General features: G+C 42.5%; 16 protein-coding genes. 10 read left to right on the forward strand and 6 right to left on the reverse strand.

Going from position 1 to position 16,800, the window contains the following annotated elements:
- Window positions 1–61 precede the first annotated feature (61 nt).
- From QH73_RS25730 to QH73_RS25735, 3 genes are all read right to left on the reverse strand, one after another.
- On the reverse strand, window positions 62–640 hold the full coding sequence (locus QH73_RS25730; protein WP_039713836.1) for an Alr1449 family protein: 579 nt from the start codon (window positions 638–640) through the stop codon (window positions 62–64).
- The gene (locus QH73_RS29035; RefSeq protein WP_286194200.1) at window positions 627–755 is read right to left on the reverse strand and encodes a hypothetical protein; all 129 of its coding nucleotides are present in this window, start codon (window positions 753–755) and stop codon (window positions 627–629) included. Before QH73_RS29035 ends, QH73_RS25730 begins: the two co-directional genes overlap by 14 nt.
- 243 nt (window positions 756–998) lie before the next feature.
- Window positions 999–2,732, reverse strand: a complete 1,734-nt coding sequence (locus QH73_RS25735) for a dynamin family protein (RefSeq protein WP_039713835.1) — start codon at window positions 2,730–2,732, stop codon at window positions 999–1,001.
- 362 nt (window positions 2,733–3,094) lie between these two features.
- Between QH73_RS25735 and QH73_RS25740 the strand changes: the two genes are divergently transcribed.
- The 4 genes from QH73_RS25740 to QH73_RS25755 all read left to right on the forward strand — a co-directional run bounded on the left by QH73_RS25740 (window position 3,095) and on the right by QH73_RS25755 (window position 8,141).
- A complete protein-coding gene (locus tag QH73_RS25740) occupies window positions 3,095–3,868 on the forward strand; it encodes a nucleoside phosphorylase (protein ID WP_039713834.1) in 774 nt (257 codons plus the stop codon).
- 119 nt (window positions 3,869–3,987) lie between these two features.
- Window positions 3,988–4,800 (forward strand): TlyA family RNA methyltransferase, encoded by an 813-nt coding sequence (locus tag QH73_RS25745; RefSeq protein WP_039713833.1) that lies wholly within the window; start codon window positions 3,988–3,990, stop codon window positions 4,798–4,800.
- A 65-nt stretch (window positions 4,801–4,865) separates the two neighbouring features.
- The gene (locus QH73_RS25750) at window positions 4,866–5,726 is read left to right on the forward strand and encodes a 3'(2'),5'-bisphosphate nucleotidase CysQ family protein (RefSeq protein ID WP_039713832.1); all 861 of its coding nucleotides are present in this window, start codon (window positions 4,866–4,868) and stop codon (window positions 5,724–5,726) included.
- A gap of 147 nt (window positions 5,727–5,873) precedes the next feature.
- Window positions 5,874–8,141, forward strand: a complete 2,268-nt coding sequence (locus QH73_RS25755; protein ID WP_039713831.1) for an FdhF/YdeP family oxidoreductase — start codon at window positions 5,874–5,876, stop codon at window positions 8,139–8,141.
- A gap of 39 nt (window positions 8,142–8,180) precedes the next feature.
- Here the strand turns inward: QH73_RS25755 and QH73_RS25760 are convergent, their stop codons facing one another.
- Entirely contained in the window at window positions 8,181–8,423 is a 243-nt protein-coding gene (locus tag QH73_RS25760) for a type II toxin-antitoxin system HicA family toxin (RefSeq protein ID WP_132867233.1), read from the reverse strand.
- Between the two features lie 17 nt (window positions 8,424–8,440).
- The gene (locus QH73_RS25765; RefSeq protein WP_132867235.1) at window positions 8,441–8,629 is read right to left on the reverse strand and encodes a 2-oxoisovalerate dehydrogenase E1 subunit beta; all 189 of its coding nucleotides are present in this window, start codon (window positions 8,627–8,629) and stop codon (window positions 8,441–8,443) included.
- Between the two features lie 241 nt (window positions 8,630–8,870).
- Here QH73_RS25765 and QH73_RS25770 point away from each other — a divergent pair.
- Both QH73_RS25770 and QH73_RS25775 read left to right on the forward strand, forming a co-directional pair.
- Window positions 8,871–9,670, forward strand: a protein-coding gene (locus QH73_RS25770) for an IS5 family transposase (protein ID WP_374189074.1) whose coding sequence is annotated in 2 segments (ribosomal slippage) — window positions 8,871–9,207 and window positions 9,207–9,670 — 801 coding nt in all. Because the reading frame shifts where the segments join, the coding sequence is not laid out codon by codon here.
- 81 nt (window positions 9,671–9,751) lie between these two features.
- Window positions 9,752–9,940, forward strand: a complete 189-nt coding sequence (locus QH73_RS25775) for a CPXCG motif-containing cysteine-rich protein (RefSeq protein WP_015156486.1) — start codon at window positions 9,752–9,754, stop codon at window positions 9,938–9,940.
- A gap of 78 nt (window positions 9,941–10,018) precedes the next feature.
- Here QH73_RS25775 and QH73_RS25780 read toward each other — a convergent pair whose 3' ends face one another.
- Window positions 10,019–13,213, reverse strand: coding sequence for a tetratricopeptide repeat protein (locus QH73_RS25780; protein WP_052289806.1), 3,195 nt, complete (start codon window positions 13,211–13,213; stop codon window positions 10,019–10,021).
- A gap of 338 nt (window positions 13,214–13,551) precedes the next feature.
- Between QH73_RS25780 and QH73_RS25785 the strand changes: the two genes are divergently transcribed.
- The 4 genes from QH73_RS25785 to QH73_RS25800 all read left to right on the forward strand — a co-directional run bounded on the left by QH73_RS25785 (window position 13,552) and on the right by QH73_RS25800 (window position 16,759).
- Entirely contained in the window at window positions 13,552–13,872 is a 321-nt protein-coding gene (locus tag QH73_RS25785; protein WP_039714590.1) for a carbon dioxide-concentrating mechanism protein CcmK, read from the forward strand.
- 115 nt (window positions 13,873–13,987) lie between these two features.
- Window positions 13,988–14,524, forward strand: a complete 537-nt coding sequence (locus QH73_RS25790) for a 2'-5' RNA ligase family protein (protein WP_039713828.1) — start codon at window positions 13,988–13,990, stop codon at window positions 14,522–14,524.
- A gap of 266 nt (window positions 14,525–14,790) precedes the next feature.
- Window positions 14,791–15,084 carry an NIL domain-containing protein gene (locus tag QH73_RS25795; protein WP_039713827.1) on the forward strand — a complete coding sequence of 98 codons (294 nt, stop codon included), beginning with the start codon at window positions 14,791–14,793 and terminating at the stop codon, window positions 15,082–15,084.
- A gap of 193 nt (window positions 15,085–15,277) precedes the next feature.
- The gene (locus QH73_RS25800) at window positions 15,278–16,759 is read left to right on the forward strand and encodes an aminotransferase class I/II-fold pyridoxal phosphate-dependent enzyme (protein ID WP_039713826.1); all 1,482 of its coding nucleotides are present in this window, start codon (window positions 15,278–15,280) and stop codon (window positions 16,757–16,759) included.
- Window positions 16,760–16,800: the final 41 nt, after the last annotated feature.

Here is a 16,800-nt window from a genome sequence, read left to right on the forward strand (position 1 = left end):
TAATTGCAGGGGCGCATAGCTATGCGCCCCTACGGTATGTTTTTGCGATTCATGCCTGTGGTTAATCTGGGAAAGCCAGACCAGTCATGGGGTCGCGGATATACAACCCTAAAGTGAGCGATCGCATCACTTCATCCCAAACGGGTGTTAGCTGTTCGGCTTGGTCTGCCCAATAATCGAATGTAATCAAGCATTGAACGTTTGAACCCAGACCGATGCAAGTCCGCGAAAAAGCTTCCCGTGGTTCTTCCTGGGTGTCGATAAACTTAATCTCCGTCCACACAATCCTGGCGGTTTGGCGCTTGAGGGTAATAATTTCTCCTTTAGCGATAACGTCGCGGCTGTCGTCTTCTACAATCTTCTTCAAGGTAGATTTTAGTGGGAATAAGCTCCAGTCACGCGGTGGCAGGTGGTTGAAAGACATTTCCAGACAGCAATCATCGTTAGGCGGTTTGCGATCGCGGAACTTGAACGAACTTTCTTGTGGCTCAAAAACCCAATTGTGGGGAACGTTAAAGCGAACAGCCCCCCGATCCGCAACAAAGATTTTGTAGTTTGATGGTGCTTCCCAACGATGGTCGGGCTTTAGTTCAAGCGTTTCTTTGATCCACTGGAGATTGGTTTTCTTACGCTTTGCCATAGTGTTTCTGCAAATCTGATGAAGAGATGCGATCGCTCTTTTTGCTAATGGTATCAACTAGTAAGGTGCGTTGTCGCGCCACGCACCACAAGTAGTAGGGTGCGTTAATTAACACGCCCTACTGTCTAATTACCAAATCCAAATTTTCCACAACCCGATTAATCAATTGCAACTGATGCTGTTGAAATAAATCTGTAAGTGATATATCGTTAGAAAAACTCATTACTTGGGCAGTGATTTCCTCATTTCGAGCTTGAATTTTTGTTCCATATTCCATCTTAATTTTTGCGCTTTTTATCTCAGATAAATAGTTGGGTAAACCTATCCTCAAACAATTTTAAGTATAAATGAGCTATCTTCATGCTGAAGCGATCGATAATTTTTGAAATATCCTTTCAATCTGTTGTGATTTTACTGCAACTTCCCCATCTAGCTTTTGCAAGCGCTGCACTTCTGCATCCCGATTTATCTCAAACGTTTCTTTTTGCTTGACTAAATTATCTAGTTCGGATTTTCGAGATCTAATATCATCTTCGATCCGCTTAGTTACTTCTCGTGCGTAAGCATCAAAATATTCTTTCACGCCGTTATATACAGGAAGCCATTGTTCGCTAGCTACTTGTGGTAAATGTTTGATTAATTCGTTCTCAGTCATTTTGACTAATTCTTGACGCGCTCGATCTGCTTGCACAAAACCCACGTCTAACCTAATTAATGCTAATTCTAATGGTTCCAAAAAGATTCTTGTTACCGCAGAAATAATATTACTAATACCAATGACAGCAACATAGTTCAATAAGCTATTTTTCCAGTCAAACCCTGCACCCGCCATCGTTACCTCAGATAAGTTACCTCTAGTAAGCGAAAACAATCCCATTGCCCATTTCGTCCAAGCAGGTGTATTATCATCTTCAACCGTACTATTAGAATTAACTACGACCTTTTGTTCGGTAATTTTTTCAGTTATTTCTTCAGTAATTTGAGAATAGAATTCGCCACATCGAGCCGCGCTAACAGTAAGTTGAGCAAAGGCTGTATTTAAGCTTTTTTCAGTACTCAACGTCCAATTAGACAATTTGTCGTTAATATACTGATCGAAGGCTTTTTGTAGTGCTGCATTGAAAGCCTCGCGCTTGTTTTTGCTCAAAAAGTCGAATAGTTGCAAATCCGGTTGATAGCGAAGAAAATCATTTTCAAAAGTGTTGCCCAGATTTAAAATATAGTTACGAAATGAGTCAGCAATTCCTTTTGCTTGAATATCCCTCGTACTACGAATTTCTTGTTGAAAGCGATCGCGAATGCCAGTTAACTTTTTAAATTCCGGTTCTACAGAATTAATTTTGCGTTTTAATCGATCGACATCTTGCTCTAATAAAGGAATGCGACGCTCGATCGCTTCGTGAGTGCGAGTATAGGCTTGACGCGCTATAGTTCTTGCTTGTCGCAGTTGCGCGATCGCTCTTTCTTTGGTTAGAAATGTATTTAACGAACCTAGAAATTCGGGAAAGCCAGTTTCTTCTAATCGAGCTTCCGTATCGTTTAAACCAGGGCTATCAATAATTTCTATACCTTTTTCTAATAAGGGTAAAGGATATTCAACTAGCGCATGGCTAACATTAGGAAATGCTTGTTGCTCATCTTGTTCTAATTGTTTTGCTTCTGAAGAAGCGAGCGTATAAGCTTGTTTGAATTGCTGAAAATCTAATTGTTCAGGTTTTGTATCGTCGTTAAAATAAACGGTAACCTTCTTCTCTTTTCCATAACGTAAAATCGCTAAGATAGCCGTCCATGGATCGACATCGTTAGGTAATAAGTTTTCGCCAATTAAAGCATTTAAGAAATTATTTTTACCCCGTTTCATATCTCCTAAAACCAAAAGCCGAAATACTCCTTGGCGTAAATTATTTTCTACCGCTTTTATGTCTTCTAACTGGCTAGTTAAACCAAGCCCACCAGAAGAGATTTTTCCTTCTAGTTCTGCTAGTTCGATCGTTTCTGCCATCTGTTCCAAACAGTTAGCAACTTCTACCCTCACTTGAGCAACTCGTTCTAAATTTTTAAGAAAATTTTCGGTTTCTGCTTTGTAATTCATGCTAATCCGCCTATGTAAAGGAACGATCTTGTCCGTAAGAGTAAATTCTGTACAACCGTAACCTTGAGATTCCTGCAATGCCCATAGCAAAACTAGGGAAATTTAGCTAATTTTCCCGTAGTTGGTGGCGATCGCGAAGATGATGAGATGGTAAAAATACTGGTGTGGAGTTACGCACTTGAAGTGTTAGATCTCGATCCCCCCTAACCCCCCTTTTTAAGGGGGGAATCAGAAGCCCCCTTTTTCAGTTTTGGCGAGTTTGAGCAAAAGCTACCTGACTGTTCCCCAAAAAAGGGGGGAATCAGAAGCCCCCTTTTTAAGGGGGTTGGGGGATCGGTGACATAAACCTTAGCGAGTTTATTATGACTAGTAAGCCTCTGTATCACTTAGGTTTTGAGCAAGACGACTTGGGTACTGTACCCCCTACAATAGCGCTGTTGTCGGGAGATCCCGAACGATCGCGTTTCATCGCTGAAACTTATTTAAAGGGCGATCGCTTGTTGTCAGCAAATCGCGGTTTAAATAGTTATATCGGCAATTTAGCGAATGGGCGATCGCTTTTAGCGGCGACAAGTGGGATGGGTGCGCCTTCCCTAAGTATTGTGGTAAATGAGTTAGTACAGTTGGGAATTCGGCAAATTATTCGCGTCGGTACTTGCGGTTCGATTCAAGACTACGTACCCGCAGGAAGTGTTGTCATCAGTCAGGCGGCTTTGTGTCGCCAGGGTGCAGCGAATGATATTGCACCTGTAGAATATCCCGCCGCTGCCGATCCTTTCCTCACGGTGGCTTTAGTCCAGGCAGCACGGGAGTTAGGAGTAGAGTATCATTTAGGAATTACAGCATCGGTGGATACATTCTATGAAGGACAGGAACGAGTCGATTCTGCTAATCCGCATTTAATGCGATCGCTACAAGGCATCACAGCAGAATATAGACGGCTGAATATACTTAACTATGAAATGGAATCCGGGACGCTGTTTAAAATGGCAGGAGTTTATAAATTTGCAGCGGCTTGTATATGTGCTGTTGTTGCTCAGCGTACGAGTAGCGAAGAGGTATTATTAGAACAGAAAGAAGATACAGTTAGTAATGCGATCGCCGTGGCAATAAAAGCAGTAGAAAATCTAGCATAATATTCTGAATTAATCGCAATAGAGATGGATAGAATTTGAGGCGCTAGCTATGGAAGAATTACTAGAGTTGAAAGATTTACTAATCAAAGGCATTGATATTACCACAAGAGTGAATTGCCTTGACTAAACAACGACTCGATACTTTATTAGTGGAATTAAATTTATGTGCCTCTCGCCAGCAAGCACAACGGTTGATTCAGGCGGGGGAAGTGATGGTCAATCGGCAAGTTATTGATAAAGTGGGTACGGAGGTTGAGACTACCGCTGAAATTGAAATTAAAGCGCGATCGCCATATGTGTCTAGAGGGGGAGAAAAACTTGCCAAAGCTTTAGCTGATTTTGCTATTTCTGTAACAGATAGAATTTGTTTAGATGGGGGAATATCGACAGGAGGCTTTACCGACTGTTTATTGCAAGCAGGTGCAAAACAAGTCTACGGTGTCGATGTCGGTTACGGACAAGTCGATTGGCGCTTGCGTAACGATCCGCGTGTCGTATTGCGGGAACGGACGAATTTACGCCATCTCACCCCAGAAGAATTATATGGCAATGCAGAACTGGCAGATTTAGCCGTAGTTGATGTATCATTTATTTCCTTAACTAAAGTTTTGCCTGCATTGTGGCAACTTCTCAGCGAGCCTCGCGAGACGATATTATTAGTAAAACCTCAATTTGAAGTTGGGCGATCGCGGGTTGGTAAAAAAGGAGTCGTGCGCGATCCTAACGACCAAGCAGAGGCAGTTTTTCAAGTTCTCCAAACGTCGCGAGAACTAGGCTGGCAATATCGCGGCTTAACCTGGTCGCCAATCCAGGGTCCAGCGGGAAACATTGAGTATTTATTATGGCTGGGAATGGAAAGCCAGACACCAGAACCCGAACTTCAGGCAATTCAACAGCTGGCTGGTAAAGCGCGGCAGCAATTTTCGAGTTAAAGATGCAAGACTTCCGTTTCTACAACTAGAATTAATGGGGGTAAAACGATTACAGTTATAAATACATGCCATCTTTAGAAGAAATTCTCGCGATCGCTCGTTCTGTTGGTTGGGGCGCATCCTATCTTCTCCGGTCTTATTATTATGGTGAAAATAAAGACAACCTAGACATTAAAGATAAGCAAGGTAGTCCTGTCACCTCAGCAGATTTAGCCGTGAATCGTTATATCCTCGATCGCCTGCAAACTAACTTGGGACAGGAAGAATTTGCCTATATTACCGAAGAAACCTATAAATCTTCTACACCACAGCCGACCAAATCTTGGGTTTGGATAATTGACCCTTTAGATGGTACGCGAGATTTTATCGACAAAACTGGAGAATATACAATTCATATTGCTCTGGTTAAAGATGGTCGTCCGGTTCTTTCTGTAGTAGCTGCACCAGAGGCAGAAAAGCTCTATTTTGCCACATTAGGAGGCGGAACATTTGTTGAAACTCGCGATGGCAATATTCAACAAGTAAAAGTTTCTCAACGGCACAACATGGAAGAATTTACAATAGTTGTGAGCCGTTCGCACAGAGGTAAGAAATTAGAGAAAATTTTGTCTAAATTACTATGTAAAAAACAAAAGAGTGTGGGTAGCATTGGTGGAAAAATAGCTGCTATTGTCGAACAACAAGCAGATGTTTATATTTCTCTTTCTGGGAAATCAGCCCCTAAAGATTGGGACTTAGCCGCACCAGAGTTGATTCTTACAGAAGCTGGAGGAAAACTAACACACTTTGATGGAACTCCTTTAATTTATAACAAAGAAGATGTCAGTCAATGGGGCGGTTTAATTGCTAGTAATGGTGAGTGTCACGATCGATTGTGCGCTGAAGCTGAAAGAATATTAGTACAAATAGAAAATGAGGCGATTTAAACGCACTTGAGAACGGTTTTATAACCTAGCGATCGCCTGCTTTCTGCTTTCTCACACAAAAATCATCCTAGAGAAATTTTCTATCTTCGGTAATTCTCGTTACATTGAAAGATAAGATGCACTAAAGCCGTGCTAGGAGAGAACTGTATGGACGCAGAGACAAAACAGGAACAATTCCACTCAACCCACAACGGCGAGAATCATAACACTCCAAAAATGGGTGGTGGATTACCTGTAATCCAGTACTGGGCAGAACATACGCTGTCTCCAGAGGGTCCGAAACTGTGGCAAACATTATTACACAAAAGCTCTTGCCTATCTTGTGCTTGGGGAACGGGCGGACAAAAAGGCGGATTTCATAACGAACTAGACGAACCGCTACAACGCTGCATGAAGAGTGTAGAGGCTATTTCCGCCGAACTCCAGCCCCCAGTAGAACGGCATTTTTTCGATCGCCACACGATTACCGAACTCCAGCAGCTGTCGTCTTTAGAAGCAGATCGTCTCGGTCGTCTTAGCTTTCCTGTGATTTTACGTGAAGGTAAGTCTCATTACGAACGCATTTCTTGGGAAGAGATTTATCAAATTGCCGAAACAGCTTTTCGCCACCCACCAGAAAGAGTAGCATCTTATAGTTCGGGGCGATCGTCTAACGAGGCTGCATTTCTACTGCAATTAGCGATTCGGGCTTTAGGATCGAACCATTTAGCCGATTGTTCCGATCTATGTCATGTCCCTTCTACCGTGGGTTTGAAGGAAATGTTCGGCTCCGGCACTTCAATGGTAAGTTTAGATAGTCTGAAAAAGGCAGACTGCGTAGTATTAATTGGCTCAAATGCGCCTGCAAACCACCCGCGTTTGATGAACGAATTAATTCAATTGCGCGATCGCGGTGGTAAAGTTATTGTTGTCAATCCAGTTGTAGAAGTTGGATTAGTTAAATTCGCCTCACCTGCATATCCGCTTAAATCTCTCTTCACCGGATCGAATATTTCTTCGCTCTACCTTCAGTTAATTCCTGGTAGCGATGTAGCTTTATTTGTGGGGATTCAAAAAGCATTAATCGAACAGAATTTCATTCAAATTGATTATCTTCGCGATCGGACTGAAAATTGGAAAGCTGTCGTAGATTATGCTATTGCGACTGATTGGAAAACTATTGTAGCCACTTGCGGCATTTCCAAAGCAGAAATTGAAGCTGCTGCCCGCATTATCGGGACTTCAAAAGGTGTCGTATTTACCTGGGCGATGGGGGCGACACAACACGAAAATGGGGTAGATAACGTCTACGCGATCGCCAATACAGCCTTAATTACAGGTAATGCAGGTAAAGACGGTGCTGGCACGATGCCGATTCGCGGACACTCCAACGTGCAAGGGTTTGGCTCGATGGGTGTCACGGCAAAATTGAAGCCAGAAATTCAACAAACTTTAGAAAAGTTATTAGGGCGATCGCTCAATCGCAATCCAGGCTATCGCGCCCGAAATCTCATTGATGCGGCGGATGCGGGTGAGGTAGATGCGTTAATTTGTGTTGGTGGGAATTTATATGCTGCCAATCCAGATTTGACCCAAGCTAAGCGAGCATTAGGTAATATTGAAACCATTATCTATCTCGCAACAAAACCAAATTTAGGACACTTTCATGGTTTAGCCAAGAAAAATACAATTATCGTTCCAGTATTTAACAGATTTGAAAATCCGCATAAAACAACGACTGAATCTGGTAATAATTTTGTCCGACTCAATGATGAAGGTAAAACCCATATTAAAGACGGAGATTTAATATCAGAAGTCGAATTTATCACAGAATTAGCCCATCGACTTCACGGAGAAGATCCGATTCAATGGCGCAAACTTCAAGATACAAAATACGTGCGTCAATTAATCGCCAAAACCATCCCTGGTTTCGAGCAAATGGCAACTATTGACGAAACCAAAGAAGAATTTACCATTGGCGGACGCATCTTTAAACAACCTAAATTTGCCACCCCGTCAGGTAAAGCCAAGATGTTTGTTACGCTTTTACCCCAACTGCACGCACCTCAGCCACAAGACTTGGGAATTTCAGAATCTACTCGGGGAATTAGCTTAATTTTGATGACTGGACGCAGTTATTCGCAGCATAATACTGTGGTATATAAAGAAGGCGATCGCTATCGGGGAATGCCGCATCGTAATTGTATTTTAATGCATTCAGCCGATGCTGAAACAGCAGGATTGCCAGAGCATCAGCGCGTCACGGTACAGGGTGATGCAGGCAAAATGGAAAATGTTGAGATTATTTTTGGTTCCGTGCGACAAGGAACTGCTTTTATGTTTTATCCCGAAGTCAATGCTATTTTCAAGGCAAGGATCGATCCAAAATGTGGAATACCTGCCTTTAAGCGAGTGCCAATTTTTGTTTATGCTTAGCGTCACACTTACAAATATACGCATACTAAGAATGTAGTACTAAGAGAAAAGTAAATTTAGCAACTCTTCACGCCCCAAGTTGAAATGGTTTTCAATCTCTCGCAAAATTGCATTGAGAGTCCCAATCTTAATTGGATCGTGAGCCGGAATGGTTAAATGATGTTCGCCATTTTGCTGAGTAGTTAACCGAATATGACTTCCTGTTTGACGAGTAATAACATACCCCAGCTTTGTTAGTGCCTTCACCAGCGTACTGCCTGATAGATCTCTGGGCAGTTTCATGAGGCAATAACCTCATCTCAAACAATATGTAAGCGAATAATTTTAGGACGACTGTGTTCGTCGGGAAAATGGCAATGAACTGCATCGCGTACCATCTCTCGTAGGGCGTTTATGTCATCTGCTTGAGTAAAAATAGACTCTCCCAATGCTCTAGCAGTGTACCCACCATCAGGATCGTCTTCAACCAAAAAAACAATTTCAGTCATTGTAGGTTATTAGCTATAAAGATTGCCTAATGTAATTATCTACGATAACGAAAGTAGTTTCCGCCGTGACCTTCGCGCTGGCTCTCGTCATTATGAGGATAGGATGGTGCAGCCAGCAATATGAAAATTTTTAGCTGACTGCATAGTGCTTGAGAGACTGTCTCTAAAGAAAAGTAAAGTAGATGAAACCGAGTTGCTAAATTACTTCAGTATAGAGAAAATCTCTTGATGACAGCTACCAATGAGACGTAAAGCGTATCCCAGTGACCTAACTGATGCAGAATGGCAACAGATCAAACCGTTGCTACCAGCAGAAAATGCGATTGGTCGTCCACGACAAGTAGATTTGAGAGAAATCCTAAATGCCATATTTTATGTCTTGTCAGAAGGTTGTCGGTGGCGTGCGTTGCCGCATGATTTGCCACCGTGGCAGACAGCATACAACTATTTTCGACACTGGCAACGCTTAGGAATATGGCAGCAAATTCACACTCAACTGAGACAAAGAGTACGCAAAAGTGTAAATAAAGCCGAACTACCAACTGCTGGGATGATTGATAGTCAATCAATCAAGACCACAGAAAAAAAGGGGAGGTATATGGCTTTGACGGAGGTAAATTAGTCAAAGGACGCAAACGTTTTATCTTGGTGGATACATTGGGATTGTTGTTAGCAGTAGTGGTAACTGAGGCGAATTTTCCTGAACGATTAGGAGGAGTGGTAGTGACAATGGAAGCTGCACCACTTTCTAACAATTTAATTTTAATTTGGGTAGATGCTGGTTTTAGTGGCGCGAATTTCGCCCGCGTGATCCAGCAGGTTTGTTCGGCTCAAGTCGAGGTTGTTTGCCGTTCTCAAAGAGAGTTTCAGGTCTTACCAAAGCGTTGGATTGTTGAGCGAACTTTTGCTTGGTGGAATCAATATCGTCGGTTGAGCAAAGATTATGAACTCTTACCAGAAGTGAGCGAATCAATGATTTCTACCGTGATGATTCGTTTAATGCTAAAACGATTAGCGCCGCCTCATCTTGAAGCTCCATAATACTTTAGAAACAATCTCTTAGAGATGTGATTGCCAATCTCGTACAAGTTCCTGAGTAATATTTTAGTAGGTCGATCGCATATGCAAAATACATCTGAATATCTCTGTGCTTATTGTGGCGAACCTAATGCTACGTTTGTCGATCTTAGTGGGGGAATGCAGCAATCTTATGTGGAAGACTGCCAAGTTTGCTGTCAGCCTAACGTACTTTATATTTATATTGACGAGGATAATTTAGACATAGAAATTAGTAGCGAACCTGAAAGTTAAACTGATTTATTCTTTCACTAATAAAACTGACTTAACAGGACGCTGAATTTGTTTTCCGTAGTAAACTCCTTTTCACTTTTATCCGCCAATTTCTTGCTGAAAGCGCCGATCGTTAATTAACGCCTCAAAATCAGGATCGGCTTGTGCTTCTTCGCGGTGGCTGGGATTGAGTTTGATTGCTTGCTGCAAGTTCTCTAAAGCAGATTCAGCTTGTCCTTGCAAAGCATAACAGGCAGCCTTATTGTAATAAGCATTGGAATAATCGGATTTAATTTGCAAGGCGCGATCGAAACTCGTTAATGCTTCTGCATCCCGTTCTAATTGTACGAGCAGATATCCTCTAGAGTTCCAAGCTTTGAAGGAGTCGGGATTAAATTCGATCGCCTTATCGTAAGACGAGATCGCGTCTTCATATCTTTCCAATACCTCCAATGCCATTCCCCGATTCAACCACGCTACTGCACTATCGGGTTTAATTTGTACGGCTTTGTCAAATGATTGAAATGCTTCTTCATGACGCTGTAGTTTTCCTAAAGCAACACCGCGATCGATCCAAGCTTGATAGTATTGTGGGTTAATTTCTACTGCCTTATCATAAGCTGCGATCGCTTCAGCAAGTTTGTTTGCTCTTCCCAAGACGATCCCCCTTTGGAACCAAGCTTTCTCATCGTTTGGTTCGACTTTGAGAACTTTATTAAACGCTGCAAATGCACCTTCGTAGCGTTTTAATTCTTTCAATGCCAAACCCCGCTGATACCAAGTTTCGGGATTGTTAGGACGAACTTCCAATACTTTATCGTATGCCGCGATCGCTTTTTCATATTGTTGCAATTCCCAATGTGCCATTCCTAGTTGATACCAGACATCAGGGTTATCGGGTTTCAATTCTAAAGCTCGATTGTAGGCAACAATGGCAGCTTCATATCTACCTTCAGCAAATAAAGTATTGCCTTGATTCACGCAATCTTCCGGGTTCAGGAATAGGTGCGGCTGATTCGATTTCAGGCGTTCGATTTGCGCTGTCAATTCCTCTAGTTTTTCTGTCATTTCGGCAAATGCCGCTTCTGCGATCGCTTTGGGGGCAACTTCTGCTAAGTTATGCAAAATCAACTCTTTCTGAGTTTTTGCTTCTGATTGCAAATCTTTTAAGAAGCTAGACAGCGTGCTTTCTAATTTATCGATCGCTTGCAGCGTTTTATCTTTACGAGTTTGAATTTCTGACTGAATTCCCGAAAGTTTATTTCTTGCTTCGGTTTCCAGTTCTGCTATGCTTTGAATTGTCCGATCTTGTTGAGACTTAATTTCAGACTGAGTATTTTCCACCTCAGACTCATACTCAACTTCTCGCGTTTTGAGGTTTTGAATTGCTTGCTCGATTTCCGTTTGCAATTTTGTCCCAGATGCAGAAATTTGAGCGGCGATCGCTTGTCGCAACTTTGCTATACTTTCTAGCGCCAAATCGTTTTGTTCTTGAAACTTCCGTGCGGTTTCAGTTTTAATTTCAGCTAGTTGTGGCGCAAATTCAGATTGCAGCAATCTGAGGTTTTGTAAAATTGTGCTTCTTTCTGCTTGCGCCTCTGTTTGAATGACATTCAATTGTTGCTTATAATCTGCCTCCGCTTGTTTTAAGCCTTTAACTACAACTTCTCGTTGCTTTTGAATATTTGCTCGCAGTGCCGATAGCTGTTTCACAACATCTGTTTCCGATCTGCTCAGATTTTGCAAAATTGTATCTCTCTGTTCCCGCACGTCTGCTTCCATTTCGACTAGCTTGGGTGCAAACTCTAGACTCAATCTCTCTAAGTTTTCTACTAATAAATTTCTTTGAGTTTGTGACTGCTGTTGTAACTCATTGAGCCGCGCCACAAATGCTGTTTCCGACTGTTGTAATTTCCTCAAAATACCGTCTTTTTGTCCCTGTACCTCTGCTTGCAATGCCGCTAGGTGAGGCGCAAAATCCGCACTCAGTCTTTCTAAATTGCGGATTGTTAAATCTTTCTGATTTGCCGCCTGTTTTTCCAGTTCAAACAGTTGAGTAATAAATGTACCTTCTACTTGCCTAAAGTTTTGTAGAGAACTATCTTTTTGCTCGACAATATCGGCATTGAAGGCATTAACTTGAGTGTCAAAATCTGTTTTTGCTTGTACGAATTGTCCTAAAACAGTATCTTTACGCTTTTCTATTTCTGCTTGGATTACAGACAACTCACCATCAAACTCCGATTTCACTTGCTCGAATTCTTGTAACGTCAGAGATTTTTGTGCTTGCGCATCTGCTTGTAATGCTAAAACTTGAGTATCAAAATTTGTTTTCGTCTGTTCAAATTGTTGTAATGCAACATCTTTTTGTCCTTGCACATCAATTTGAAATTCTGAGAGTTGGTGAGTAAAAGCAACTGCTAATTGTTCTAAGTTACCCAGAATAGCTTCTCGTTGCTTTTGAGTCGTACCTTGGATATCATTTAATTGTTGGATAAAGTCTTGCTCCGATCGCTTCAAGTTCTGCACGATCGCATCTTTTTGTGCTTGTACGTCCGCTTGCAATTCCATCAATTGAGGTGAAAAATCAGCTCCTAATTGTTCTAAGTTACGTAAAATTAAATCCCTATGTTTTTGCGCTCCTAAATGCAAATCTGTCAGTTGTGTAGAGAACTGATTTTCTAAATTTTCTAATGCTTGTTTAGAAGTATTAACTTGAGTTGCCAGATCCGATAAAACTTGATTTTTAGTTTGATATACTTCAGAGATTAACTGAGAGAGATTATTTCTTTTGGCATTAATTTCTTGGTGTAAAGTATCTGCCTCATTATCCATATCCTCAGCGATACCTTGGGCTGCACGCAACAGCTTTTTCACTTCTTGGTTAGCAGTATTCAGCTTAGTTTCTAACTCTCCTACCTCTTTAATCCGCGCTGCAACTAAATCGGCTACCTCACGCACCACCGAGCGCCGGAGCAAGAACAGAGTTGCGATCGCCAAAGCTAAAATGAGTACTAGGACGGCAAGCAGAATGTTAAATATCGTTAACGTCTGGCTGAATATGCGATTTGCTTCGGCTTGAACTTGCTGTTGGACTGGACTTTGTTGTGAACCTGGCTGTATCTGCGCTACCTGTCTTTCTTGACTGATGCTTTGGGTAGCTGTTTGGGCGAGAATAGGCTTATTAGCGCTAGCAACTCCAGCACTTGCAATACCTATAGACAGCAGGAAAGTAGAGAGAACCTTTCCACTACGGGATACCAGTGTCAAGACTTCTGAATGCTTGCGTTCCATCAGTACTTCCTTCGTCTGTTTGATAGGGACAGCTATATCCAAATATATCGTTCCTAGTTAAGTATCTCTCGAATGGGCAGTTGGGAGTCGTCGGGGCGGGTTTTGACCACAATTTCCTGGTTTTGAGTGTCAAACTCTTGGCTAAACCCGCCCGTACAGGGTAGTCGTCGGGGCGGGTTTTGACCCCTATGTTCTGGTTTTGAGTGTCAAACTCTTGGCTAAACCCGCCCGTACAAAGAAGTTGGGAGCTGGAAAAGGGTGTAGGATGTAGTCATTGCTCGCTGATAACTGATAACTGACAACTGATAACTGATAAAGTGACAACATTAGCGATCGGCATGATTGAAACTGCGGGCGTTCCTACTGCTGTGGAAGTTGGGGATGCAATGTGTAAAGCGGCACTGGTGACGCTGGTTGCATACGAAAACACCGATCTCGGTCGCATTACAGTTATCATCAGAGGAGCTGTCTCTGAGGTGAATGTAGCTGTTATAGCTGGCTTAGCGGCTGTATTGCGGGTTAATGGCGGCGAGATCCTTTCCCATCACATTATTGCTCGTCCTCACGAAAATTTAGAGTATATCTTACCAATTCACCGCACGGAAGATGTAGCTCAATTTCAGCACGATATTTGCTTTCCCCCACCTTTGTCGGCGTAGAGGGAGCAGGGAGTAGGGAGCAGGGGAAGAAGAAACAAGGGAGAGGGAGGAGACAAGGGAGACAAGGGAGATAAGGAAGTAATTCTAGCCACTAGCCACTAGCCACTAGCCACTTATGGGACAAAAAGTAGCATTTTGGTTAATTCCCGCTGCCGCCGATAGAATCTTCTTTCAGGAAGTTATCGATCGCCTTGCTGAAAACTATGCTGCTTTCTCCTTCAATCCTCACGTTACAATTTACTGGGGCGAATTTGGTGAGGATGAATCTCTAACCGAAATCTTAGAGCAGGCAGTTCGAGGAATTAACGCTTTTAGTTTACAGTGCGATCGCGTCTTATATACAGATCAATTTACGAAAACTCTTTTCGTCCAATTTCACCCCAGGAAAATCTTAAGTCAGATTACAGAGTCAATTCGGAATCACTCCCAGTCCCCTACCGATTTTACCCTCAATCCCCATCTCAGCTTGATGTACAAACATCTCGATGCAGATGTAAAACAATCAATAGCTTCAACTATTTCTCTGCCTAAAACTGAAGTTTTCTTCGATGAAATTCAAGTATTGCTGACTCCAGACACAGCACAAACGCGGGAAGATATTGAAAATATTAAATCGATTATCAGTTATCAGTTACCAGGGAGTTGTGAGTAGGGACGCACAGCCATGCACCCATACAGTGGTGAGTGGTGCGTAACAAATTAGCGATTACCAATTACCAATTACCAAATCCGCGAAAAAATCAAATAATTATCATAAATCTTTACTTTTTATCCGATTGCTTTTCTGCTGTGCGGTCGATATAATGGCAATCGTAACTAATAAATACGCTATTCCGATAAATTAATCGTTGATTAAAACTGTAGCTTGTAGAACTGCGCTCTTCAGATGTAAAAACTTAACCTTTATGGGAGATAACTATGGCGATTCAAAGCGATGTGGAATTAGGTACGCATAGACCAACTCAAACTCGGCTCAAGATTCGCATACCCAAAGGCTTGCATGGCGAACCAGTCATTTCTCGCCTCACTTCCCAGTGTGGAATTACTGTAAATATTTTGGCGGCTTTGCTGAGTGCGAATGGACGCGATGATGGCTGGTTCGACTTAGAACTTCATGGGACAAAACCTCAGATTGGCAATGCAATTACATATTTGAACGAATTGGATTTAGAAATCTGGGGACAATCTACGCCAGAAGAAGACGGCTGGTAAGCAAGTCAAAAGTTAAAAGTGAAAAATTCGTAGGGGCGGGTTTAGCTAGAATCCTTAATAACTAACGAAGATCTCTAACCAAAACCCGCCCGTACAGATAAAAGTACGATTTTAGTGGGGCGATCGCGATCGCGCGTGCAGGTAGACATGCGTATTGTTATACGATCGTCTTGACGCTGCTAGTGTATGCCTGATGGAATTTGACATCATCTCTCAAGCCAAAACTCCAATTCTGGAAGCTCTTTGGCAATGTGCAAATCGCATAAATCATGCTCCTTTCTACACCCCAGGACATAAACGGGGAGAAGGAATCACCCAGCAGCTAGTAAATTATTTTGGTAAAGCCATATTTAGTGCTGACTTACCAGAATTGCCAGAGTTAGATAACCTATTTGCACCCCAAGGAATCATTCAGGAAGCGCAAGAATTAGCCGCAGTCGCATTTGGAGCGGAAAAAACCTGGTTTTTAGTCAACGGTTCTACTTGTGGTGTAGAAGCAGCGATTTTAGCAACTTGTGGGGTAGGAGATAAGATTATTCTGCCGCGTAACATGCATAATTCAGCGATCGCAGGTCTAATTCTCTCTGGTGCTGTCCCGATTTTCATTGCTCCTGCATACGATCCGGTGCTAGATATCGCTCACAGCATCACTCCTGAAGCAGTAGCCGCAGCCTTAGCTGCACATCCCGATGCCAAATCTGTCTTGATGGTCTATCCGACATATTATGGCGTATGTGGCGATCTAGCCGCGATCGCTGCTGTAGTACATCAACATAATATTCCTTTATTAGTTGACGAGGCGCACGGTTCCCACTTTGCCTTTCATCCCGAATTGCCTACCCCCGCCTTAGCAGCTGGAGCAGATTTAAGCGTACAGTCAACTCATAAGGTTTTAGGAGCATTCACTCAAGCTTCAATGCTACATGTTAGGGGCAATAGAATAGATCGCGATCGCCTGAATAAATCTTTGCAACTCTTACAATCTACCAGTCCTAGCTATCTACTTCTAGCCTCCCTAGATGCCGCGCGGCAACAAATGGCATTATACGGTGAGGAACTGATGGCGAAAACTTTGCGGTTAGCCGATGAAGCCAAAAACCGAATTAGTCAAATTCCCGATCTTTCAATTTTACAGATGCCAGCAAAAAACCCAGGCTTTGTCGCACTTGACGAGACGAGACTTACCGTCACCGTCTCTGAGTTGAGGATCTCGGGATTTGAGGCGGATGAAATCTTGCATCAAGAATTAGGCGTTACAGCCGAATTACCATCTTTACAACACCTCACGTTTATCATTTCCTTGGGCAACACAGTAGCAGATATCGAGCGACTGGTAGAAGGTTTTGTTGTTCTGGCTGAAAGATCTACACAGGTAAGTCAAAAGTTAAAAGTTAAAAGTCAAAACCAATTGGGAATTCCGAATTCCTCACTCACACCGCGTGAGGCTTTCTTTGCTCCAACAGAAACGTTACCATTTCATCAGACACGCGATCGCATCAGTGCAGAACTTATCTGTCCTTATCCTCCAGGGATTCCTATTTTGATGCCAGGAGAAATCATCACCTCAGAAGCATTGGAATACCTACAACAGATTCAAACCAGTGGTGGATATATAACTGGATGCACCGATCCGAGTCTCACTCAGTTAAAAGTAGTCGTAAGTCGTAAGTCGTAAGTCGTAAGTCGCAATTAATGACTGACTACACCCCACACCCC

Source organism: Scytonema millei VB511283, assembly GCF_000817735.3.
In the GTDB taxonomy this organism is placed as follows: Bacteria; Cyanobacteriota; Cyanobacteriia; order Cyanobacteriales; family Chroococcidiopsidaceae; genus Chroococcidiopsis; species Chroococcidiopsis millei_B.